20 protein-coding genes and 1 pseudogene are annotated in these 20,953 nt (G+C 69.2%); 11 read left to right on the top strand and 10 right to left on the bottom strand.

Annotated elements, in window-relative coordinates; all coding sequences use genetic code 11:
• Positions 1–7: 7 nt before the first annotated feature.
• From NGJ44_RS18725 to NGJ44_RS18735, 3 genes are all read right to left on the bottom strand, one after another.
• A complete protein-coding gene (locus tag NGJ44_RS18725) occupies positions 8–2,392 on the bottom strand; it encodes a catalase (protein ID WP_251865005.1) in 2,385 nt (794 codons plus the stop codon).
• 20 nt (positions 2,393–2,412) lie between these two features.
• The gene (locus NGJ44_RS18730) at positions 2,413–3,060 is read right to left on the bottom strand and encodes a hypothetical protein (protein WP_251865007.1); all 648 of its coding nucleotides are present in this window, start codon (positions 3,058–3,060) and stop codon (positions 2,413–2,415) included.
• Positions 3,061–3,217: 157 nt separating this feature from the next.
• Positions 3,218–3,394 (bottom strand): hypothetical protein, encoded by a 177-nt coding sequence (locus tag NGJ44_RS18735; RefSeq protein ID WP_251865009.1) that lies wholly within the window; start codon positions 3,392–3,394, stop codon positions 3,218–3,220.
• A gap of 134 nt (positions 3,395–3,528) precedes the next feature.
• Here NGJ44_RS18735 and NGJ44_RS18740 point away from each other — a divergent pair.
• The 3 genes and pseudogenes from NGJ44_RS18740 to NGJ44_RS18750 all read left to right on the top strand — a co-directional run.
• Positions 3,529–5,421: pseudogene (locus NGJ44_RS18740) on the top strand (ribonucleoside triphosphate reductase); the annotation flags it as partial.
• Entirely contained in the window at positions 5,393–6,136 is a 744-nt protein-coding gene (locus NGJ44_RS18745) for an anaerobic ribonucleoside-triphosphate reductase activating protein (protein WP_251865011.1), read from the top strand. The pseudogene NGJ44_RS18740 and the gene NGJ44_RS18745, both read left to right, overlap by 29 nt.
• 140 nt (positions 6,137–6,276) lie before the next feature.
• On the top strand, positions 6,277–7,434 hold the full coding sequence (locus NGJ44_RS18750) for an NAD(P)H-dependent flavin oxidoreductase (protein WP_251865013.1): 1,158 nt from the start codon (positions 6,277–6,279) through the stop codon (positions 7,432–7,434).
• 10 nt (positions 7,435–7,444) lie between these two features.
• Here the strand turns inward: NGJ44_RS18750 and NGJ44_RS18755 are convergent, their stop codons facing one another.
• On the bottom strand, positions 7,445–8,923 hold the full coding sequence (locus tag NGJ44_RS18755; protein ID WP_251865014.1) for a sensor histidine kinase: 1,479 nt from the start codon (positions 8,921–8,923) through the stop codon (positions 7,445–7,447).
• Complete coding sequence (locus NGJ44_RS18760; RefSeq protein ID WP_251865016.1) at positions 8,920–9,639, bottom strand: response regulator transcription factor; 720 nt, start codon at positions 9,637–9,639, stop codon at positions 8,920–8,922. Before NGJ44_RS18760 ends, NGJ44_RS18755 begins: the two co-directional genes overlap by 4 nt.
• 168 nt (positions 9,640–9,807) lie before the next feature.
• Here NGJ44_RS18760 and NGJ44_RS18765 point away from each other — a divergent pair, with 168 nt between their 5' ends.
• From NGJ44_RS18765 to msrA, 5 genes are all read left to right on the top strand, one after another.
• Positions 9,808–10,413 (top strand): cytochrome b/b6 domain-containing protein, encoded by a 606-nt coding sequence (locus tag NGJ44_RS18765; protein ID WP_251865018.1) that lies wholly within the window; start codon positions 9,808–9,810, stop codon positions 10,411–10,413.
• A 12-nt stretch (positions 10,414–10,425) separates the two neighbouring features.
• Entirely contained in the window at positions 10,426–11,202 is a 777-nt protein-coding gene (locus NGJ44_RS18770) for a molybdopterin-dependent oxidoreductase (RefSeq protein WP_251865020.1), read from the top strand.
• Between the two features lie 55 nt (positions 11,203–11,257).
• Positions 11,258–11,545: a hypothetical protein gene (locus NGJ44_RS18775; RefSeq protein WP_053246091.1), complete on the top strand. Its 288-nt coding sequence runs from the start codon at positions 11,258–11,260 to the stop codon at positions 11,543–11,545.
• 66 nt (positions 11,546–11,611) lie between these two features.
• The gene (gene msrB, locus NGJ44_RS18780) at positions 11,612–12,112 is read left to right on the top strand and encodes a peptide-methionine (R)-S-oxide reductase MsrB (protein WP_251865022.1); all 501 of its coding nucleotides are present in this window, start codon (positions 11,612–11,614) and stop codon (positions 12,110–12,112) included.
• A 26-nt stretch (positions 12,113–12,138) separates the two neighbouring features.
• Positions 12,139–12,828: a peptide-methionine (S)-S-oxide reductase MsrA gene (gene msrA / locus NGJ44_RS18785; RefSeq protein ID WP_251865023.1), complete on the top strand. Its 690-nt coding sequence runs from the start codon at positions 12,139–12,141 to the stop codon at positions 12,826–12,828.
• Between the two features lie 43 nt (positions 12,829–12,871).
• On the opposite strand, the gene NGJ44_RS18790 is transcribed toward msrA, so the two are convergent.
• A complete protein-coding gene (locus tag NGJ44_RS18790; protein WP_251865025.1) occupies positions 12,872–13,423 on the bottom strand; it encodes a Dps family protein in 552 nt (183 codons plus the stop codon).
• Positions 13,424–13,680: 257 nt separating this feature from the next.
• Here NGJ44_RS18790 and NGJ44_RS18795 point away from each other — a divergent pair, with 257 nt between their 5' ends.
• Positions 13,681–14,844, top strand: a complete 1,164-nt coding sequence (locus tag NGJ44_RS18795; RefSeq protein ID WP_251865027.1) for an MFS transporter — start codon at positions 13,681–13,683, stop codon at positions 14,842–14,844.
• Between the two features lie 86 nt (positions 14,845–14,930).
• Here NGJ44_RS18795 and NGJ44_RS18800 read toward each other — a convergent pair whose 3' ends face one another.
• Both NGJ44_RS18800 and NGJ44_RS18805 read right to left on the bottom strand, forming a co-directional pair.
• A complete protein-coding gene (locus NGJ44_RS18800) occupies positions 14,931–15,143 on the bottom strand; it encodes a YbdD/YjiX family protein (protein ID WP_251865029.1) in 213 nt (70 codons plus the stop codon).
• Between the two features lie 16 nt (positions 15,144–15,159).
• Positions 15,160–17,241, bottom strand: coding sequence for a carbon starvation CstA family protein (locus NGJ44_RS18805; protein WP_251865031.1), 2,082 nt, complete (start codon positions 17,239–17,241; stop codon positions 15,160–15,162).
• A 333-nt stretch (positions 17,242–17,574) separates the two neighbouring features.
• Here NGJ44_RS18805 and NGJ44_RS18810 point away from each other — a divergent pair, with 333 nt between their 5' ends.
• Together NGJ44_RS18810 and NGJ44_RS18815 are read left to right on the top strand one after the other, a co-directional pair.
• Entirely contained in the window at positions 17,575–18,984 is a 1,410-nt protein-coding gene (locus NGJ44_RS18810; protein ID WP_053246503.1) for a cache domain-containing protein, read from the top strand.
• On the top strand, positions 18,981–19,637 hold the full coding sequence (locus NGJ44_RS18815) for a response regulator (RefSeq protein ID WP_053246502.1): 657 nt from the start codon (positions 18,981–18,983) through the stop codon (positions 19,635–19,637). The genes NGJ44_RS18810 and NGJ44_RS18815 overlap by 4 nt, the downstream gene beginning before the upstream one ends.
• A gap of 29 nt (positions 19,638–19,666) precedes the next feature.
• Here NGJ44_RS18815 and glnQ read toward each other — a convergent pair whose 3' ends face one another.
• On the bottom strand, positions 19,667–20,395 hold the full coding sequence (gene glnQ / locus NGJ44_RS18820; protein WP_251865033.1) for a glutamine ABC transporter ATP-binding protein GlnQ: 729 nt from the start codon (positions 20,393–20,395) through the stop codon (positions 19,667–19,669).
• A partial coding sequence (gene glnP, locus NGJ44_RS18825) for a glutamine ABC transporter permease GlnP (protein ID WP_251865035.1) occupies positions 20,392–20,953 on the bottom strand: 562 nt, incomplete at its 5' end. The genes glnP and glnQ, both read right to left, overlap by 4 nt.

Genomic DNA, 20,953 nt, shown 5'->3' on the forward strand with positions numbered 1-20,953 from the left:
CCGGCTCCTACACCGCGGGCGGCCAGGTTTCGCGCTCGGGGTAGCGGTGGCGGGCCAGCGCCTCGATATAACGCGCCGCCGCCTCGCCAGGATCGGGCTGGCCGGCCAGCACGCCCGCCGCGCCCTCCGGGATGCCGGCCAGCGCCAGCAGCTCGTCCGCGCCGTCCAGCGCGAGCAGCGGCTTGCCGTGACGGAAAGCGTCGCGCAGGAATTCCAGTGCGCGGCCGTCGGCGGCCAGGCGTTGCGCCGCGGCCGGCCCGCCCGCCACGACCACGCCGTCGAACAGGCTGGACGGCTGGTTGTCCAGCGAGGCGTCGGCATCCAGCCCGGCCCCGTCGTCAGCCGCCAACGGCCCGATGCGCTGGCCCACCACGCGCAGCACCACGCCGGCCGCGATCAAGGCGTCGGCCAGCGCCGTACAGGACGCGCCGTCCACCCCGTCGGCCGCCAGCAGCGCCACCTTGCGCGTGCGCACGCCGCCCTCGCCCGGCCGCGCCGTCAGCGAAAGCGCGGGCGACCGCGTAACCTCGGGCTTGGGCGGTTTGGCGATGGCGCGCGGCAGAGGATCGGGCAGCGGCGTGTTCAGGCGCTCAGCCACGCCCTGCGCCAGCTCATCCGACACATTGCGCAGCGACGCCAGCATGCGGGCGCGCACCGCGGGCACCGTCACCTTGCTCAGCTCGAAACCGAAAGCGTCGGCGATGTGGCGCTTTTCCCAGTCCGTCTGGCTCTCGTAGAACAGCGCGGCCTGGTTGTAGTGCTCGGCGAACTTCTCCGGCCGGCCGCGCAGCTCGTCGCCGCCGGCCGCCTCCGGAAACGATACGAAGCCGTCCATGCCGGCCTGGAACGGACAGCCGCCGCCCAGGGAATTCGGCTCATACGCCACCCGTCCCCGGTGCACCGTCTGGCGGTGCATGCCGTCGCGCTGGTTGTTGTGCACCGGCGCCAGCGGCGCATTGATGGGCAGCTCGTGGAAGTTAGGCCCGCCCAGGCGCGAGATCTGCGTGTCCACATACGAATGGATGCGCCCGGCCAGCAGGGGATCGTTGGTGAAATCCAGCCCCGGCACGATGTGCGCCGCGCAGAACGCCGCCTGCTCCGTTTCCGCAAAGAAATTGTCCGGATTGCGATTCAGCACCATGCGGCCGACGGGACGTACGGGCACCAGCTCCTCCGGCACGATCTTGGTCGCGTCGAGCACGTCGAAACTGAAGCGCGCGGCCTGCTCTTCGGTAAACACCTGCACGCCCAGCTCCCATTCGGGCCCGGCGCCCGCGTCGATGGCTTCCCACAGATCGCGGCGATGGAAGTCGGGATCGGCGCCCGACACCTTCACCGCCTCGTCCCACACCTGCGAATGCGTGCCCAGCACCGGATTCCAGTGAAACTTCACCAGCCGCGATTCGCCGCGCGCATTGACGAAGCGGAAAGTATGCACGCCAAAACCCTGCATCATGCGGAAACTGCGCGGAATGGCCCGGTCCGACATGAGCCACATCAGCATGTGGGTGCTTTCCGGCATCAGCGAAACAAAATCCCAGAACGTGTCGTGCGCGGAAGCGGCCTGCGGCATGCCGTGGTGCGGCTCGGGCTTGACCGCGTGCACCAGGTCGGGGAACTTCATCGCGTCCTGGATGAAGAACACCGGCATGTTGTTGCCCACCAGATCCCAGTTGCCCTCGTCGGTATAGAACTTCACCGCAAAGCCGCGCACGTCGCGCGCCGTGTCCTTCGAGCCCCGCTCGCCGGCCACCGTGGAAAACCGCACGAACACCGGCGTGCGCTTGCCCTTCTTGGCGAACAGCGAGGCGCAAGTCAGGTCGGCCAGCGATTCGTAGCACTCGAAATAGCCGTGCGCGCCCGACCCGCGCGCGTGCACCACGCGCTCCGGGATGCGCTCATGATCGAAGTGCGTAATCTTCTCGCGCAGCACGAAATCCTTGAGCAGCGCGGGCCCGCGCAGCCCGGCCTTCAACGAATCCTGGTTGCTGCTCACCCGCACGCCCTGGTTCGTGGTCAGCATCTGCCCCGTGTCGTCCGCCCTCACCCGCTCCAGCCCGCCGCCCACGGCGTTGGCCCCTGCTGCGGCGGGCTTTCCCGTCTTGCCGGACGTCTCTTGTTCGGACAACGAGCTCGCGCCGACGGAAGCGGCGCCGGCCTTCGCATGCTGCCCCGCGTAGGGACGGCGCGCGGCCTTTTCTCCATACTCCTGCGCCTTGTCCGCATTGTGGCCGAGCGCTGCCGCCGTGGCCTGCACCGCCGCCGCCCGCCTGGCCGCGGGACTCGCCATGCCCCTGGCCGGGCCGCCCGCGGGCCCGCTGTCGGTATTCTGGAATGCCGTTTCCACGGGCGCCGCCGCGCCGCGCCTGCCTGCCGTTTTCTTTGCTGCCATGACTGTCTCCCGGTCCTTTCCTAGTGATGCAGCATCTCGCCGCGCTGCTGCCGCGCGCGCGCCGCGCCAATGGCCGTGTGCGCCTGCCGGATCTCCTCGGGCGGGGGCAGCACGGCCGGATATCCCAGCGCCTCGATCCACAGCTCCCGGGCCCAGCCCTGCGAGTGATACAGGTGGTGATCCTCATCCGGCGCCACCGCCGCATGCGCCTGCGCCAGCACCTTGCCCATCCTGCCCCCATGCTCCTGGGCAACGCGGCCGATCAGCGCCCAGTTGGCATGGTCCTTGGTCTCGGCCAGCACCACGCATTCGACGGCCACGCGCTGCGCCGCCTCCTCATCGCCGGCGGTCTGCGCCATGCGCATCGCCCGCAGCAGCGCCTGGCTGATGTGGCGCGCCACCTCGCGCCCCGGCGTCTCCCGCTCGGTTTCCATCCCGAGCTGCTCGAACACTGTCAGCAACACCCGGCGGTGCGTACGGGTTTCTTCCAGGTATTCGCGCCATTCCTGCTTGAGGCTTTCGTTCACGGCGCAGGAAAGCGCAGTTTCATAAATGGCCAGGCCGCCGATCTCCGTCTCCAGCGCCTCGTACAACAGCGCCTCGATCTGCTTCTCGTTGCCCGGCCGGCGCCCGCGCCGCGGGCGTCCGGTTTCGTCTGCTGGACTCATCACGCTCACCTCCTCTCGCCGTTTGGAATAGGCCCCGCGCCTGCCGCGGGCCGGGCGTGCAGCAACCGCCGTGCCCGGCCCCGCCACCCGCCGCGCGGGCGAGGCAAGCGCACTTCCTGCAAGCAGGCGGAAAACAATGAGCTGACAAGACACCCCATTAATGTAGTTTTGCCACTCCTGTGGCATCGGCAATGCGCTTGTTCCCGATGTCTTCCGTGACCAGCGTGCCGCAGGCGAGCCGGTTCAGGCCATCGGCGACCGCCTGGTCGCGGCTGGCGATGACGCTGCCCGCGGGCTGCAGCGGCGCTTGACGCGCGTCAAATGCGCGGCACATCCCGCTTCGGGGGTGCGCCAGTCACACCATATGTAGTGATAGAGTTTGCTCACCCCACTACATATGGTGCACAAATGGATACTCCCCCCAACCTGGAACGCGCCCCCGCCCCGCTCTTGGATATCGAGAGCGCGATGACGGAGTACCTGGAGCGGCGCGATTGGCGGGTGAACGCCAACGCCAACCAGGGCTATAGCCTGGGCGGCCTGATTCTGAACGTGGCGGGCAAGGTCACGGCGAACTACTGGCTATCGCATGTCTATGCCCCCGAGGCGGGGCGGGCGCATCGCGATGGCGACATCCACATCCACGACCTGGACATGCTGAGCGGCTATTGCGCCGGCTGGTCGCTGCGACAGCTGCTGCGCGAAGGCTTCAACGGCGTGCCCAACAAGGTCGAGGCCGCGCCGCCCAGGCACATGTCCGCCGCCATCGGGCAGATCGTGAACTTTCTGGGCACGCTGCAGAACGAATGGGCCGGGGCGCAGGCTTTCAGCTCTTTCGACACCTGCATGGCGCCCTTCGTGCGGCGCGACGCCATGAGCTACGCCGAGGTCAGGCAGGCCATGCAGGAGCTGATCTACAACCTGAACGTGCCCAGCCGCTGGGGCACCCAGACGCCCTTCACCAACCTGACGTTCGACTGGACCTGCCCCGAAGACCTGCGCGGGGAAGTGCCCTACGTGGGCGGCGAGGAGATGCCGTTCACCTACGGCGAGCTGCAGGCCGAGATGGACATGATCAATCAGGCCTATATCGAGGTCATGATGGCGGGCGACGCCCGGGGCCGGGCCTTCACCTTTCCGATTCCCACCTACAACATCACGCCGGATTTCGACTGGGACCATCCCAACGCCACGCGCCTGTTCGAAATGACGGCGCGCTACGGCCTGCCGTACTTTCAGAACTTCCTGAACTCGGACCTGGAGCCGCACATGGTGCGCGCCATGTGCTGCCGCCTGCAGCTTGACCTGCGCGAACTGCTCAAGCGGGGCAATGGCCTGTTCGGGTCCGCCGAGCAGACCGGCTCGGTGGGCGTGGTGACGGTGAACTGCGCGCGCCTGGGCTATACCTGCCGCGGCGACGAGACGCTGCTGCTGGCGCGCCTGGACCGGCTGCTGGAAATCGGCCGCGACGCGCTGGAAACCAAGCGCGCCGTGGTGCAGCGCTACATCGACCAGGGGCTCTATCCGTATACGCGCCGCTACCTGGGCACCTTGCGCAATCACTTCAGCACGCTGGGCGTGAACGGCATCAACGAGATGATCCGCAATTTCACGGGCGACGGCGAGAACATCGCCACGCCGGCCGGCCAGGCCATGGCGCTGCGGCTGCTGGACCGCATGCGCGAGCGGCTGACGCAGTTCCAGGAAGAAACCGGGCACCTCTACAACCTGGAGGCCACGCCCGCCGAAGGCGCCACCTACCGCTTCGCGCGCGAAGACCGCAAGCGCTGGCCCGACATCCTGCAGGCGGGCGACGCCGACCACCCTTACTACACCAATTCGAGCCAGCTCCCGGCGGGCCATACCGACGATCCGTTCGAGGCGCTGGCGCTGCAGGAAACCCTGCAAGGCCGCTATACCGGCGGCACGGTGCTGCACCTGTACATGAACGAGGCCGTGTCGTCGGCGCAGGCCTGCAAAGAGCTGGTGCGCCGCGCGCTGTCGAATTTCCGGCTGCCGTACATCACGGTCACGCCCACGTTCTCGATCTGCCCCAATCACGGCTACCTGAGCGGGCGCCACGAGTTCTGCCCCAAGTGCGACGCGGAACTGCTGGCCCGCCAGGCCGCCGCGTGCGCCTGCGCCTGATACGCATTTTTTTCCGTCACTGCAAAAGGAACCGCCATGCAACACGACAACTCCCGCCGCCTTGCCGACGCCCGGCGTCCGCTTCTGGACGACAGCCAGCGCGTGCGCTGCGAAATCTGGACCCGCGTCATGGGCTACCACCGCCCCGTGTCATCCTTCAACGCGGGCAAGCAAGGAGAATTCCATGAACGCCGCTTCTTCGTCGAGTCCCGCAATTAGCCGGCCGCTTCCCGCGCCCCGCCCCGTGCTGCGCGAACTGCCGCGCGGCGCGCCGGCAGTGGGCGGCCTCACGGCGTTTTCCACCGTGGACTGGCCCGGCAGGCTGGCCGCGGTGGTCTATATCGCCGGCTGCCCCTGGCGCTGCCACTATTGCCACAACCCCGAGCTGCAGATGCGCACCGCCCGCTATGACTGGAAACAGGTGCGGGCGTTCCTGGAATCGCGCCGCGGCCTGCTGGACGCCGTGGTGTTTTCGGGCGGAGAGCCGCTGTCCGAACCCCGCATGCCGCAGTTGCTGCGCGACGTGCGGCGCATGGGCTACGCGGCCGGCCTGCACACGGCGGGAATCTATCCGATGCGCCTGGGCGATGCCCTGCCCATGCTGGACTGGGTGGGACTGGACATCAAGGCCGATGCCGCCGGCTACGACGACATCACCGGACGCCGCCATTCGCAGCGCCTGGTCCTGGACAGCCTGGCGCAGCTGCTGGCCTCGGGCACGTCGTTCGAGTGCCGCATCACCTGGAGCCCTGAATGGCTGGACGAAACCCGGCTGCTGGCGCTGGCGCGCCAGCTCGCCCGGCGCGGCGTGCGGCGCTTCGCCGTGCAGAACGTGCGCGCCACACCCGACAGTCCGCCGGAAAACCGCCTGGGCGCGCAGGCCCACCGCATTCTGTCGGGACTTTTCGAGGAATACGCGTGCCGGTGAGAAAACCCTGCTCCTCCAAAGGGCATCCCGCGCGGCGCGCCACAACGGCGGCCCATGCCCGTTCCGCTTGACTCATCGCAATACGCCCGCATGGCCGCTGCACTAGCCTGCGGGCACTTGTTCACATCAAGGCGTTTTTCATGACCTGGTTCAAATCTCTGCAACTTGCCGGCCGCCAGCTGCTGCCCATCGTACAGGGCGGCATGGGAGTGGGCATATCGGCCCATCGCCTCGCCGGCGCCGTGGCCCGCCTGAATGCGGTGGGCACTATCGCCAGCGTGGACCTGCGCCACCATCATCCCGACCTGCTGGCGCAGACCGAGCGCTGCCGCGACCGCGATCTCATCGACCGGGCGAACCGGCAGGCGCTGGACCGCGAAGTGCGCGCCGCGCTGGAGGCCGCGCAAGGCCGGGGCGTGGTGGCGGTGAACGTCATGAAGGCCGTGCGCGACCATGCCGCGCTGGTGCGCCAGGCCTGCGAGAGCGGCGCCCAGGCCATCGTCATGGGCGCGGGCCTGCCGCTGGACCTGCCGGAGATGACCGCCGATTTTCCCAAGGTGGCGCTGGTGCCCATCCTGTCGGAGGCGCGCGGCGTGGCGGCGGTGCTGAAGAAATGGATGAAAAAGGGCCGGATCGCCGATGCCGTGGTGATCGAGCATCCGGGGTATGCGGGCGGCCACCTGGGCGCCGCGCGGCTGGAGGAAGTGCACGACGCCCGCTTCGACTTCGAGCACGTGCTGGCGGGCTGCCGCGCACTGTTCGACGAGCTGCAGCTCGGCAACCAGGCGCCGGCGCTGATCGTGGCCGGCGGCCTGGGCAGCCATGAGCAGGTGAGTTATTGGCTGAACCATGGCGCCGACGCGGTGCAGGTCGGCACGGCCTTCGCGGTCACGATAGAAGGCGATGCGCACGAGAACTTCAAACGCGTGCTGATCGACGCCGACCCCGGCGCCCTGGCCGAATTCACCAGCGTGGCCGGCCTGCCGGCGCGCGCGGTGCGCACGCCCTGGCTCGTGCGCTACCTGCGCCAGGAGAAGACCCTGCAGGCAGGCGCCTGCGCCGATCCGCGCCGCTGCAGCCAGCGCATGGACTGCCTGACCCAATGCGGCATCCGGGACGGCATTTCCCGCTTCGGCCAGTTCTGCATCGACCTGAAGCTGGCGGCCGCGCTGCGCGGCGAGGTCAGCAAGGGCCTGTTCTTCCGCGGCGCCTCGCGCCTGCCCTTCGGCAAGGCCATGCGCAGCGTGCGAGAGCTGATCGACTATCTGCTCGACGGCACCATGCCGGCGGCGGCCTGATCGCCGGCCTTCACGGGCGGGGCGCGGCCGACAGGTCGAACTCGAATACGGCGCCGGGCTCTTCGCCCGGCACCAGCCTCACCTCGCTGTGGTGCAGCTGCAGAATGCGCTGCACGATGACCAGCCCGAGGCCGCCGGCCTCGCGCGGGCCCTGGCCCAGCGCGGACGCCCGGGTGAACAGCCCCTCGCGCAGCGACTCGGGAATGCCCGGCCCCGTATCGCTGATGCGCACCCGCACCGCGTCGCGCGCGGCGCGCAGGCGCAGTTCGATGCGGCCGCCGGCCGGCGTGTGCCGGATGGCGTTGTCCAGCAGATTGGTCAGCACCCGCTCGATGAGGCCGAGGTCGGCCCGCACCGCGGGAAGGTCGCGCGGCGCTTCCACGCACAGCCGCTGCCTGCGGGCCTCGGCGGCAAGCTCGCATTTCTGGACCACGTCCTGCGCCAGTTCCTGCAGGGAGAAGGTTTCGGGCTCGAGCCGCACCAGGCCCGATTCGAGCCGGGCGAGCTCGAACAGTTCCTGCGCCAGGCGCCCGACCTTGCGGCTTTGCGCCAGCGCGATGTCCAGGTAGCGGCGGCGCCCGGCCGGATCGAGCGCGGCATCTTTGAGGCGCAGCGTTTCCAGGTAGCCGTGCAGCGCCGTGAGGGGCGTGCGCAGGTCGTGCGAGATGTTGGCCACCAGGTCGCGCCGCTCCTGATCCTGGCGCGTGAGTTCCTGCCACTGGCGCGAGATGCGTCCGCCCATCTGCGCGAAGCTGCGCCGCAGCACGGCGATTTCGTCGCCGCCGTCTTCGTCGCCGGCGTCGGGCGGGCCGAGCGCGCGCAGCGATTGCGGGTCTTCGGCATCGAATTCGCGCACGGCGCGCGTCAGGCCGCGCAGCGGCCGCGTGATGAGCGCGAAGGCGGCCAGGCCGGCCGCCAGCCCCAGCAGCGCCACCAGCGCCATGGACCACAGCGAGGCGCGCAGCACCGAGCTCGTGCCCAGGGCCGCGGCGAGCTCGTCGTGCGCCTGCCCTTGCAGCACTACGTACACATAGCCCTGCTCGCTCCCGCCCGCGCTGACCGGAGCCGCGCTGAACACTTTCTGCACGGCGGGATTGCGCGGATCGTCGCCCAAGATGGGCAGCGCCTCGCCGCGCAGCAGGCGCCGCACCGGCGCCAGATCGACGCGGTCGCGGCGCAGCTCGCCGGGCGGAGCGGCATCGCCCACGATGCGCCCGTCGCTGGAGAGCAGGTACACCTCCACCGAGGGATTCACCGCCATCAGCATGTCGAACAGGTTGCGCACCGCCTCGGGCTTCCAGCCCTGCGCGTCCATGAGGACGTTGGCGCCCGCGATGTGCGCGGCCAGCCCGCTGGACAGGCGCTGCGTCGCCTCCTGCTCGTAGCGCGCGTTGGCCCGCACCTGCAGCCAGGCCGATACGCCGCAGCAGGCGAGCAGCAGCGCCGCGAACACCGCGCACAGCTTGCGGGTGAGCGTCAGGCGCTTCATGGCGCGTCTGCCAGGCCCGCCGAGAACTTATAGCCCCGGCCCCAGACGGTGAGAATGCGCCGCGGATCGGCGGGGTCGGCCTCGATCTTGGCGCGCAGCCGGTTGATGTGAGTGTTCACGGTGTGTTCGTATCCCTCGTGCTGGTAGCCCCAGACCTGGTCGAGCAGGTCCAGCCGCGAAAACACCTTGTCGGGGTGGCGCATGAAGAAGGCCAGCAGGTCGAACTCGCGCGGCGTGAGGTCCAGGCGGCGCCCGTCCACCGAGGCCGTGCGCGCCACCGGGTCGAGCGAGACGCCGTGCAGCGCGACGCTGCCCGCCTCCAGCCGCGCATTGCGCGCCAGCGCGTCGCTGCGGCGCAGCAGCGCCTTCACCCGCGCCACCAGCTCCAGCATGGAAAACGGCTTGGCCAGGTAGTCGTCCGCGCCCAGCTCCAGCCCGAGAATGCGGTGCACCTCGCTGGAACGCGCGCTGGTGATGATGATGGGCGTGTAGCGCGTCATGGCCCGCGCCCGCTTGCAGATTTCCAGCCCGTCGATGCCGGGCAGCATCAGGTCCAGCACCAGGGCGTCCCAGTGGCCGGACGCGAGCCGGCGCAGGCCGTCCTCGCCGTCGGCGGCGTGCTCGACGGCGTAGCCCTCGTCGCGCAGGTGCATGCGCAGCAGTTCGGCGATGTGCGCATCGTCTTCGACGATGAGGACGCGGCGGGGAGTGTCCATGGTAGCGGCGGGCCGGATGGGGAGTTCCTATTGTCGCCAATCCGCGGGGCCGATGTATCACAATTAATTTAAGTTTGCGTGAGGACTTGGGGAGCGGCGGCGGACCAGAATGCCTGCAACACCCGCCGCCGCGCAAGGCGGCGCCACGCAGGAGCAGGAGCCGCAGTCATGTCCATTCCCGCCGCCGCCGCGCCGCCCGTCCATCCGGCCTGGATCCGTATTCCGCATTGGCTGAACGCGCTTGCCGTCTTCGTCATGATGACCAGCGGATGGCGCATCTACAACGCCTCGCCGCTGTTCGATTTCTCGTTTCCGCGCGGCGTGACGCTGGGCGGCTGGCTGGGCGGCGCGCTCCAATGGCATTTCGCCGCCATGTGGCTGCTGGCCGCCAACGGCCTGGCCTATCTCGTCCTCAACCTGACCACCGGCCGGCTGCGCCGGCGCTTCTTTCCGCTCAGTCTGAGGGCGGCGGCGACCGACGCCGGCGCGGCGCTGCGCGGCCGGCTCTCGCACGACGATCCCCGCCGCTACAACGCGGTGCAGCGCCTGGCCTATGTGTTCGCCATGGCCGACGTCGCGGCGCTGGCGCTGTCGGGGCTCGCCATCTGGAAGCCGGTGCAGTTGGGCACGCTGTGCGCGCTGATGGGCGGCTACGAAAGCGCCCGCCACGTCCACTTTTTCGCCATGGCGCTGCTGGCCGGCTTTATTGCGCTGCACGTGGCGATGGCGCTGCTGGTGCCGCGCAGCATCCGCGCCATGATTCTCGGCAAGTGAGAGGACAGACGCATGCGCCCCAAGACCCGCCCCGACGGCGCCGACATCCTGCGCGAAGCGCGGCGGCTGCTGGACCGCCGCGTGGAACAGCCCGCCCGCCGCGCCTTCCTGCGCAACACACTCAGCCTGGGCGGGCTGGTCATGCTGTCCGGCTGCACGCTGTCGGACGACGAAAGCGTGGAGCGCGCCCTGATGGCGGTTTCGCGCTTCAACGACCGCGTGCAGGGCTGGATCTTCGATCCCGCCGCGCTCGCGCCCACCTATCCGGAATCCATGATTACCCGGCCCTTTCCGTTCAATGCCTATTACGGCATCGAAGACGTGCCGCGGGTGGACGCCGGCGACTACCGGCTGGAGCTGGCCGGCCTGGTCGCCGACAGGCGGCCCTGGCGGCTGGAGGACCTGCGCGCACTGCCGCAAGCCAGCCAGGTCACGCGGCACATCTGCGTGGAGGGCTGGAGCGCCATCGGCAAGTGGGGCGGCGTGCGGTTCTCGGACTTCCTGCGGCGCGTGGGCGCGGATCTGAGCGCGCGCTATGTGGCATTCCAGTGCGCGGACGATTACTACACCAGCATCGACATGCCCACCGCGCTGCATCCCCAGACCCTGCTGACCCTCACCTACGACGGCCGCACCCTGCCCGCCGAGTACGGATTTCCCATGAAGCTGCGCATGCCCACCAAGCTTGGCTACAAGAACCCCAAGCATATCCGGGCCATCACGGTCACCAACGCCTATCCCGGCGGTTACTGGGAAGACCAGGGCTACAACTGGTTCGGCGGCAGCTGACGCCGGCGGCCCGCGATTTCACCCTGTTTTTTCACCCACCCAAGAGGACCTCATCATGAAAACACTCGCTACCGCTGCCGCCTCCCTTTGCCTGGCGCTGGGCGCCGCGGCCGTCCATGCCGCCGACACGGGCGGCATGGCCAAGGACGGCATGAGCAAGAGCGGCATGGCCAGGGAAGGCATGAAGAAGGAAGGCATGCCCAAGGACGGAACGGCCAAGGAGGGAATGTCCAAAGAAGGAATGTCCAAGAGCGGCACGCCTGGGAACGGCGTGAAGCAAGACGGCATGAAAAAAGACGGCATGCAGAAGGACGGCATGTCCCGCGCCGGCTCGAAACAATAGCGCGGCCCGCCCGTGGCCGGGGCGGGCGCCGCGGCCTCCGCCCCTTACCCATTTCCGGAGCGCTCCATGATTCCCGCTCGCAGAATGTTTCTTTCCGCCGGCGCCGCCGCGGCCTGCCTCGCGGCCCTCGGCCTGGGCCGCCGCCCCGCCGTGGCCGCCGGGCCGTCCGGCGCCGCCTTTCCCTACACCCTGAGCGACCAGGAATGGCGCGCGCGCCTGACAGAACTCCCGTATCGGGTGCTGCGCCACGCCGCCACGGAGCGCCCCTGGTCCAGCCCGCTGAACGCCGAGCACCGCAAGGGCCTGTTCTCCTGCGCGGGCTGCGCGCAGCCGCTGTTTTCCTCTGACGCCAAGTTCGACAGCGGCACCGGCTGGCCCAGCTTCTGGCAGCCTCTGCCGGGCGCGGTGGGCAAGACCGAGGACCGCGCCTACGGCATGATCCGCACGGAGGTGCACTGCGCCCGCTGCGGCGGACATCTGGGGCACGTCTTCGACGACGGCCCGCCGCCCACGGGCCTGCGCTATTGCATGAACGGCGCCGCCCTGACCTTTACCCCCCGCGCCTGAACCACGCCGATTCCGCAGAGCCCGCCATGTCCGCCTTCCCTTCCCGCCGTCTCGCGGCCGCGCTCGGCGCGGTTTGCGCCTTCGCGGCCGGCCCCGTCCCCGCCGCCGAGCCGGTATTCGAGATTCCTCCTCCCGCCCAGGACATCGCCGCCTCGGGCGCCGAAGCCAGGGCCGTGCTGGCCGGCGGCTGCTTCTGGGGCGTGCAAGGCGTGTTCGAGCACGTGCGCGGCGTCAAGCGCGCCGTAGCGGGCTATGCGGGCGGCCCGGCCGGCGCCGCCGATTACGAGACGGTCAGCGGCGGACGCAGCGGCCACGCCGAGGCGGTGGAAATCACCTATGACCCCGGGCAGATCAGCTATGGCGAATTGCTGCGCATCTTTTTCGCGGTCGTCCACGACCCCATGCAGCTCAACCGCCAGGGCCCGGACGTGGGCACGCAATACCGCTCGGCCGTCTTCGCGGCCAATGCCGCCCAGCGCCAGGCGGCCCAGGCGTACATCGCCCAGTTGAACCGCTCCGGCGCCTATCCGCGCCCGCTGGCCACCGCCGTGGAAGACCTGAAGGGGTTCTATCCCGCCGAGGAATATCACCAGGACTACCTGCTGCGGCATCCCGAAAGCCCGTACATCGTCATCAACGACCTGCCCAAGGTGCGCAACCTGGCGCGGGCGTTTCCGGCGCGCTACCGGGACGCGCCCGTGCGGGCCCGCCCATGACGCCGTCCGGCCCGCGCGCCGTGCGCGGCGGCGGCGGGCGGCCTCAATGGCCGCTGGTATCGCCCTCGCGGCTGGCCTCGAACAGGAACCAGGTGCGCTTCTCGGTTTCGTCGATCCAGTTCTCGATGAGGCTGGAGCTGGCGATGTCGCGGTACTCGTCGGTCACGTTGTGCGCCTCGCGCAGCGTGGCTGCGAGCATCTTGTTGTCTTCGCAGAGCTCGGCCAGCATGTCCAGCGGCTGCACGTAATCGGCGTCGTTGTCGAGCACGCGCTGGGTCCTGGCGATGTGGCCGATGGAGCGCAGCGTGGTGCCGCCGATCTTGCGGATGCGCTCGGCCAGCGGGTCGGTCATGGCGAAGAGCTGGTCGCCCTGCTCGTCGAGCAGCAGGTGGTAATCGCGAAAGTGCGGGCCGCTGACGTGCCAGTGGAAGTTCTTGGTCTTCAGGTAGAGCGCGAACACGTCCGCCAGCACCTGGTTCAGCACGGCCGAGATGTCGCGGGTCGCCTCGGAGGCCAGGTCGGTGGGCGTCTCCAGCGGACGCTTGCGGCGTTCTTTCAGTGCCTTGACGGTCTTTTCTTTGAGTTTCTTGGCCATTGTTCGCTGCTCCTTGAAGGGAAATGAACGCATGGACGCCCCGAAGCGGCCGCGCCATGCCTGCCGAATGACGCCTTCCAGCGTAATCCCGGCCGCGGACTTTGCCAACGCCGCCGGCGGCCCGCCTCCTGGGCGGGGCGCCGTTCCCGCCCAGGCTTGATCCCGATCAAGCGCGGCCGCCGGCCCGGCGCCGGGGTCCGCCGCCGGCGGAAGGAGTATGCTACGGCGCTCCTGTCCACCCCGGTATCCAGACGTCCATGCGCGGCAATCCCGACGTCCGGCAAGGCGCCATCGCCCTGCACGGCTTCTATTTCCTGTATTACGGATTGCAGGGCGTCAGCATTCCCTTTCTTCCGCTCTGGTTCGCCAGCCGCGGCCTGGACAGCGCCCTCATCGGCCTGATCGTGGCCGCCTCTTTCCTGCCCAAGATCCTGTCCACGCCCGCGGCGGCGCACTGGGCCGACCGCAGCGGCCAGGTCCACGCGCTCATCGCCGCCTCGCTGGGCGCGTCTATCCTGCTGCTGCTCTGCTACCCTTTCCTGCGGTCGGCCGCCTGGCTGATGGCGGCGACGCTGGCGCTCAATGCGGTGTTTCCCGCGGTGCTTCCCCTGATGGACCGGATGGCCATCGCCACCGCGCGCGGCCAGGGCAACGCGTACACCGCGATGCGCGCCTGCGGCTCCATCGGATTCGCGGCCTTCACCCTGGCCGGCGGCCATCTGGTCGGCCTGTGGGGGCCGGATTGGGTGATCTGGCTGTCTCTCGCCCTGGTTGCGGCCTGCCTGGCCATGGTGCGCCTGCTGCCCGGCGCGGCCCGCCCGAGCGAACCCGCGCCGCCCGCCGCCCGCATGCCGATGCGCCGCGTGCTGCGCGACCGCCCGCTGCTGCTGACCATCGCGGCGGCCTCGCTGGTGCAGGCCAGCAACGGCTTTCTCTATTCGTATTCGACGCTGTACTGGACCGGCGGCGGACTGGCGACCTCGCTCATCTCGGCCCTCTGGGTCGTCGGGGTGGCCAGCGAGGTGCTGTTCTTCTTTCTCGCGCCCGCGGTGCTGGCGCGCACCGGCCCGGCTCGCCTCATCCTGGTTTCGGCCCTGATGACGGCCGTGCGCTGGGCCGGGCTGGCCGTCACCGCCGATCCCGCGCTCATGGCGGGGCTGCAACTGCTGCAGTGCTTCACCCTGGCGGGCAACAACGCCGCCATCATGTGGCACATCGCCCGCCATGCGCCGCCCGACGGCAAGACGTCCGCCATCGCCTTGTATGCCCTGCTGTCCGGCGGCGTGTTCATGTTCGCCAGCATCCAGGCGGGCGGCATGCTTTACCGCGCCTGGCCGCCCGGCGGGTTTGCGGCCATGGCGGTCTGCGCGCTGGGCGCCGTGCCGCTGCTGGGCGCGGCGCGCCGGCGGGCCGCTGCCTGAAGCACGCGCGGCCCGGCGGAACCCCGGCAAAAAAAGTCCCGCTTTCGCGGGACCCAGGCTCTGCATGCAAGAAAAGGCGGCGGCGCTCAACAGCAGCCGATGCGTTTCTTGCCACCGTAGCGGGCGTCCTGCCGCTCGCGGAAGAACGCCTCGTAGCTCATCGGCTCCTGGTCCGGGTGGTTGCGCCGCATGTGTGCCACATAGGTGTCGTAGTCGGGCACGCCGACCATCAGGCGCAGGGTCTGGCCCAGGTAGCGGCCGGCGACGCCGGCCGCCGAGCTCATCGTATGGAACAGCATGCGGCGGCCTCCTCTGTCAGTCCGCCCCGGCGGCGGCCGGCAGGACTTCGTACGGGGTTTCGCGGGCGGTGGGACGGTTTTCGGCGCGCGCCTTGAGGGCCGAACGGATTCCGAACACCACCACGCTCACCACGACGAACATGAAAATGGCGCACAGCGACGCGTTGACATAGTCGTTGAACACCACGCGCGACATTTCCGGCAGCGACTTGGCCGGGGCCAGCACCTGGCCCTGGGCGATGGCGGCGTTGTACTTGTCCGCGTGCGCCAGGAAGCTCACCTTGGGATTGGCGTCGAAGATCTTCTGCCAGCCGGCGGTCAGTGTGCAGGCCAGCAGCCACAGCGTGGGCAGCACGGCCACCCAGGCGTAGCGGTCGCGCTTCATCTTGAAGAGCACCACGGCGCCCAGCGTCAGCGCGATGGCGGCCAGCATCTGGTTGGCGATGCCGAACAGCGGCCACAGCGTGTTGATGCCGCCCAGCGGATCGACCACGCCCTGGTACAGGAAATAGCCCCAGGCGGCCACGCACAGGGCCGTGGCGACCAGGTTGGCGGGCAGCGAGTCGGTGCGCTTGAGCGAGGGCGCGAACGTGCCCAGGAGGTCTTGCAGCATGAAGCGGCCCGCGCGCGTGCCCGCATCGACCGCGGTCAGGATGAAGAGCGCCTCGAACAGGATGGCGAAGTGGTACCAGAACGCCATCATGCTCGGGCCGCCGATGGCCTGGTGCAGGATGTGCGCCATGCCCACGGCCAGCGTGGGCGCGCCGCCGGCGCGCGAGATGATGGTGCTTTCGCCCACGTCCTTGGCGGTCTGGACCAGGTCGGCCGGGGTGACGACGAAGCCCCAGCTCGACACCACCTGGGCCACGTGCTCCGGCGTGGTGCCGATGACGGCGGCGGGGCTGTTCATGGCGTAGTAGATGCCGGGCTCGATGACGCAGGCCGCCACCAGGGCCATGATGGCCACGAACGATTCCATCAGCATGCCGCCGTAGCCGATGTAGCGGGCCTGCGTCTCGTTCTCGATCAGCTTGGGCGTGGTGCCCGAGGAGATCAGCGCATGGAAGCCCGACACCGCGCCGCAGGCGATGGTGATGAAGAGGAAGGGGAACAGGTTGCCCGACCACACCGGGCCGCTGCCGTCCACGAATTGGGTCAGCGCGGGCATCTTCAGCTCGGGCGCGACCACCAGGATGCCGATGGCCAGGCCCACGATGGTGCCGATCTTGAGGAAGGTGGACAGGTAGTCGCGCGGCGCCAGCAGCAGCCAGACGGGCAGCACCGAGGCCACGAAACCGTAGCCGATCAGGATCCAGGTGAGCCCCTTGCCGTCGAAGTCGAACATGACGCTGAGCGTGGGGTGCGCGGCCACGTCCTGGCCGAACACGATGGCGGCCATGAGGAGCACGAAGCCGATGATGGACACCTCGCCGATCTTGCCGGGACGGATGTAGCGCAGGTATACGCCCATGAAGACGGCGATGGGGATGGTGGCCGCCACGGTGAAGGTGCCCCAGGGCGAGTGCGTGAGCGCCTTGACCACGATGAGGGCCAGCACGGCCAGAATGATGACCATGATCATGAACGCGCCGAAAAGCGCGATCACGCCCGGCACGCGGCCCAGCTCCGACTTGACCAGGTCGCCCAGCGAACGGCCGTCGCGGCGCGTGGAGATGAAGAGAATGGTGAAATCCTGCACCGCGCCGGCGAACACCACGCCGGCCAGGATCCACAGCATGCCGGGCAGATAGCCCATCTGCGCGGCCAGCACGGGGCCGACCAGCGGACCCGCGCCCGCGATAGCGGCGAAGTGGTGGCCGAACAGCACGTGCTTGTTGGTGGGCACGTAGTCCAGGCCGTCGTTGTGCTTCCAGGCCGGCGTCATGCGGGTCGGGTCGAGCTGGAAGACCTTGTCGGCGATGAAGCGGCTGTAATAGCGGTATGCGATGAGGTAGACGCACACGGCGGCGATCACCACCCATAGCGCATTGATCGTCTCGCCCCTGGCCAGCGCCACGGTGCCCAGCGCGAACGCGCCCAGCACCGCGACCGCCAGCCAGACCAGGTGTCCACCCAGTCCCTTGCTGCTGGTCTGCATAAAAGCTCCTATTGCCTCCCGCCTCGCTTTTGGCGCGACGCCTTTCTCGTCCCGCGGAAAGGCAGAATCATTGTTGTAGGACGGCGGACGCGCGGGCCCGCCAGCGCCCGATCGGCGCGGGCGATAGTATTTCGGCTGGCCGCCCGCCCTACAAGCGCGAAACTACGCAGTTCATCTACGTGCTATTACGTAGTGCGGCGCCGCAGGCCGGCCGGCGGAACCGTAAAATAGCCGGCGTATCGACGCTTTTTCCCGGCAATCCGCCCCCATAATGCACCGCAACATCCGGCCCGCCCCGTCGCGGGCGGCCCGTTTCCGGGCGATCCGTCTCCCATGAAGCTGCGCCTGAAAATCTTCCTGCTGGCCGCCGTGCCCCTGCTCGTGGCGCTGGCGGCCACCGCCTACGCGCTTTACGCCCAGGGCCTGAAGCTGGCGCAGCGCGAAAAAGAAGTGGTCGAGAACGCCTGGCTGGGGAGCAAGGAAAGCGAACTGCGGCATTATGTGAGCCTGGCCTACAGCGCCGTGGCGCCGCTGCAGCAGGCGGGCGACGACGCGGCCACGCGCCAGCGCGCCCTCGATCTGCTGGCGCAGATGGAGTTCGGCCACGACGGCTATTTCTTCGTCTACGACCTGCGCGGGCGCAACCTCATGCATCCCCGGCAGCCCGAGCTGGTGGGCAAAGACCTCTGGAACCTGCGCGACACCCGCGGGCAGCCCGTGATCCAGAACCTGCTGGAGGCGGCCCGCCGCGGCGGCCGCCAGGGCCAGGCCGTGCACTATCTCTGGGAAAAGCCCTCCACGCACCAGACCGTGGAAAAGCTCGGCTACGTCGCCGTGCTCGAACACTGGGGATGGATGATCGGCACGGGCATCTACCTCGACGACGTGGAGCAGGCGCTGCGGCGCATCGACGCCGCCGCCCAGGCCAATATCCGCAATATGTTCGCCTGGGTGGCGGGCATCGCGGCGGTCGCCATCCTGGGGGTGGCGGCCTGCGGCCTGGCGCTCAACATCAGCGACCACCGCCAGTCCGACGCCAAGCTGCGGCTCATGGCGCGGCAGCTGGTGCGCTCGCAGGAAGACGAGCGCGCCCGCCTGTCGCGCGAGCTGCACGACGGCATCAGCCAGGTGCTGGTGTCGATCAAGCTGGCGCTGGAGGCCGCGCGCGAGCGCCTGCGGCAGCGCCACGCGGACGATCCGCAGGCGCTCGCGCACATCGACGCCCCGCTGGGCGGCGCGCTGGAGCGGCTGAACCTGGCGCTGGGCGAGGTGCGCCGCATTTCGCACAATCTGCGGCCCACCCTGCTGGACGATCTCGGCCTGCCCGCCGCGCTGGAACACCTGGCCCGCGAGTTCGCCGCGCCGGGCAAGGACGGCGAGCCGCCGCTGTCCGTGCGGGTCACCACGAAAGGCGTGCCCGTCCGCCTGCCCGAGGCCCACGCCACCGCCCTCTTCCGCGTGGCCCAGGAAGCCCTCACCAATGTGCTGCGCCATGCGCGCGCGCACCGGGCCGACGTCGCCCTGGCCTACGGCGCGCGCGATCTGCGGCTGACCATTTCCGACGACGGCGCCGGCTTCGACTACGGCGAAGTTCACCACGACCCGCAGCGCGGCATCGGACTGCGCAACATGCGCGAACGCATGGCGGCGCTGTCCGGCACCCTGAACCTGCGCTCGGGCCCGCGCGGCACCACGCTGCAGGCCTGGCTGCCGCTGCCCACTCCCACGGAACCCCAGGCATGAGCGATTCCTCCGACGATATCCGCCTGCTGCTCATCGACGACCATCCCCTGGTGCGCGACGGCCTGCGCCTGCGGCTGGAAACCGTGCCCGGCCTGCGCGTGGTGGGCGAAGCGGGCAACGCCGCCGGCGCGCTGGATTTCCTGCGCGCCTGCATGGCCCGCGACCCCGACGGCGGCGCGCTGCCGCACCTCGCGCTCATGGACCTGAACATGCCGGGGGTGGGCGGCCTCGAACTCACCGCGCAGCTGCGCGAGCGCTATCCGCAGATGGCCATCGTCGTGCTTTCGATGCACGACAATCCCGAGTACATGGTGCAGGCCGTCAGGGCGGGCGCGCGCGGCTATCTGCTCAAGGACGAGCCCGCGCAGGAAATCGTGGCCGCCATCCAGGCCATCATGGCGGGGCGCAGCCATTTCAGCGCCGCGGCGGCCCTGCGCCTTTCGCAGGCCAGCGCGGCGGCCGCGGCATTGACGCAGCGCGAGCGCGACGTGCTGCGCCACATCGCCGACGGCCACGCCAACAAGCAGATCGCCCGCGAGCTCGGATTGTCGGTGCGCACGGTGGAAACCCATCGCCTGAACATCAAGCGCAAGCTGGGCATCGACGGCCAGGCCGAACTCATCAAGTACGCGGTGGAGCACCGCGGCCTGTAGCGCGCGGCGCATGGGCGCCGCCGCCCGGATCAGCCCACGTGCTGCAGGAAATCGCGCAGGCGCTGGCTGGGCGGGTTGCCCAGCAGCTCTGCCGGCGGGCCGTCGTGGGCGATCTTGCCGCCGTCGATGAAAATGAGGCGGCTTCCCACCTTGCGCGCGAACTCCATTTCGTGCGTGACCACCACCATGGTCATGCCCTCCTCGGCCAGGTCGCGCATGACCTTGAGCACTTCGTGGCGCAGTTCCGGGTCGAGCGCCGAGGTGGGCTCGTCGAACAGCATGAGCTTGGGCTTGATGGCGAGCGCGCGCGCGATGGCCACGCGCTGCTGCTGCCCGCCCGACAGCTCGGCGGGATAGTGGTCCATGCGCTCGGCCAGGCCCACCTTGCGCAGCAGCTCCTGCGCGAGCTGGCGGGCCTCGGCGCGGCTCTGCCCGCGGGTGTGGACCGGGCCGAACATCACGTTTTCCAGCGCCGTCATCTGCGGGAACAGGTTGAACTGCTGGAACACCATGCCCGCCTCGCGGCGTATCTCGCGCACCTGGGCCGCGTCGCCCTTCACGCTCAGGCCGTCCACGAGCAGGTCTCCGCCGTTGATGGTTTCCAGCACGTTGATGCAGCGCAGGAACGTGGACTTGCCCGACCCCGAAGGGCCCACCACCACCACGACCTCGCCCGCCTCGATGTTGAGCGTGATGCCGTCCAGCACCAGCGAGTCGCCGAAGCGCTTGGTGACGTTGTGAAATTCGACCATGCTCATAGTATGCGCATCCTCTTTTCGAGCAGACGCAGGCCCAGCGCCATGAGGCCGGTAAGGATCAGGTACACGACGGCGACCGCCGACCAGATTTCCACCGCGCGGAAATTGCTCGCCATGATTTCCTGGCCCTGGCGCGTAAGCTCGGCCACGCCGATCACGATGAACAGCGAGGAATCCTTGAGGCTGATGATGCACTGGTTGCCCAGCGGCGGGATCATGCGCCGGAACGCCACCGGGCCGATGATGTGGAACAGGATTTTGTGAAACGGCAGGCCCATGGCCTGCCCCGCCTCCTTGAGGCCCTTGTGCACCGACAGCAGCGCGCCGCGCACGATCTCGGCGATGTACGCGCCGGAGTTGATCATCAGCGTGACGATGGCCGCCATCTCGGCCTCCACGCGGATGCCGGCCAGCACCGGCAGCGAGAAGTAGATGAACATCACCTGCACCACGATGGGCGTGCCGCGTATGACCGCCACGTAGACCTGGGCGATGCCCGCCAGGACGGGAGGCGCGTAGGCGCGCACCACGCCCGCGACCGCCCCCAGGATGAAGCCC

The organism is Achromobacter sp. Marseille-Q4962 (genome assembly GCF_943737005.1).
Lineage (GTDB): Bacteria > Pseudomonadota > Gammaproteobacteria > Burkholderiales > Burkholderiaceae_B > Achromobacter.

Coding starts and splice junctions, on each gene's coding strand:
- NGJ44_RS18770 (WP_251865020.1), top strand. CDS start 10,426: ATGCGCCCCAAGACCCGCCCCGACGGCGCCGACATCCTGCGCGAAGCG.
- NGJ44_RS18810 (WP_053246503.1), top strand. CDS start 17,575: ATGAAGCTGCGCCTGAAAATCTTCCTGCTGGCCGCCGTGCCCCTGCTC.
- NGJ44_RS18745 (WP_251865011.1), top strand. CDS start 5,393: ATGAACGCCGCTTCTTCGTCGAGTCCCGCAATTAGCCGGCCGCTTCCC.
- msrB (WP_251865022.1), top strand. CDS start 11,612: ATGATTCCCGCTCGCAGAATGTTTCTTTCCGCCGGCGCCGCCGCGGCC.
- NGJ44_RS18735 (WP_251865009.1), bottom strand. CDS start 3,394: ATGTGCCGCGCATTTGACGCGCGTCAAGCGCCGCTGCAGCCCGCGGGC.
- NGJ44_RS18765 (WP_251865018.1), top strand. CDS start 9,808: ATGTCCATTCCCGCCGCCGCCGCGCCGCCCGTCCATCCGGCCTGGATC.
- NGJ44_RS18775 (WP_053246091.1), top strand. CDS start 11,258: ATGAAAACACTCGCTACCGCTGCCGCCTCCCTTTGCCTGGCGCTGGGC.
- NGJ44_RS18760 (WP_251865016.1), bottom strand. CDS start 9,639: ATGGACACTCCCCGCCGCGTCCTCATCGTCGAAGACGATGCGCACATC.
- NGJ44_RS18800 (WP_251865029.1), bottom strand. CDS start 15,143: ATGCTGTTCCATACGATGAGCTCGGCGGCCGGCGTCGCCGGCCGCTAC.
- NGJ44_RS18755 (WP_251865014.1), bottom strand. CDS start 8,923: ATGAAGCGCCTGACGCTCACCCGCAAGCTGTGCGCGGTGTTCGCGGCG.
- NGJ44_RS18730 (WP_251865007.1), bottom strand. CDS start 3,060: ATGAGTCCAGCAGACGAAACCGGACGCCCGCGGCGCGGGCGCCGGCCG.
- glnQ (WP_251865033.1), bottom strand. CDS start 20,395: ATGAGCATGGTCGAATTTCACAACGTCACCAAGCGCTTCGGCGACTCG.
- NGJ44_RS18790 (WP_251865025.1), bottom strand. CDS start 13,423: ATGGCCAAGAAACTCAAAGAAAAGACCGTCAAGGCACTGAAAGAACGC.
- NGJ44_RS18750 (WP_251865013.1), top strand. CDS start 6,277: ATGACCTGGTTCAAATCTCTGCAACTTGCCGGCCGCCAGCTGCTGCCC.
- msrA (WP_251865023.1), top strand. CDS start 12,139: ATGTCCGCCTTCCCTTCCCGCCGTCTCGCGGCCGCGCTCGGCGCGGTT.
- NGJ44_RS18805 (WP_251865031.1), bottom strand. CDS start 17,241: ATGCAGACCAGCAGCAAGGGACTGGGTGGACACCTGGTCTGGCTGGCG.
- NGJ44_RS18815 (WP_053246502.1), top strand. CDS start 18,981: ATGAGCGATTCCTCCGACGATATCCGCCTGCTGCTCATCGACGACCAT.
- NGJ44_RS18795 (WP_251865027.1), top strand. CDS start 13,681: ATGCGCGGCAATCCCGACGTCCGGCAAGGCGCCATCGCCCTGCACGGC.
- NGJ44_RS18725 (WP_251865005.1), bottom strand. CDS start 2,392: ATGGCAGCAAAGAAAACGGCAGGCAGGCGCGGCGCGGCGGCGCCCGTG.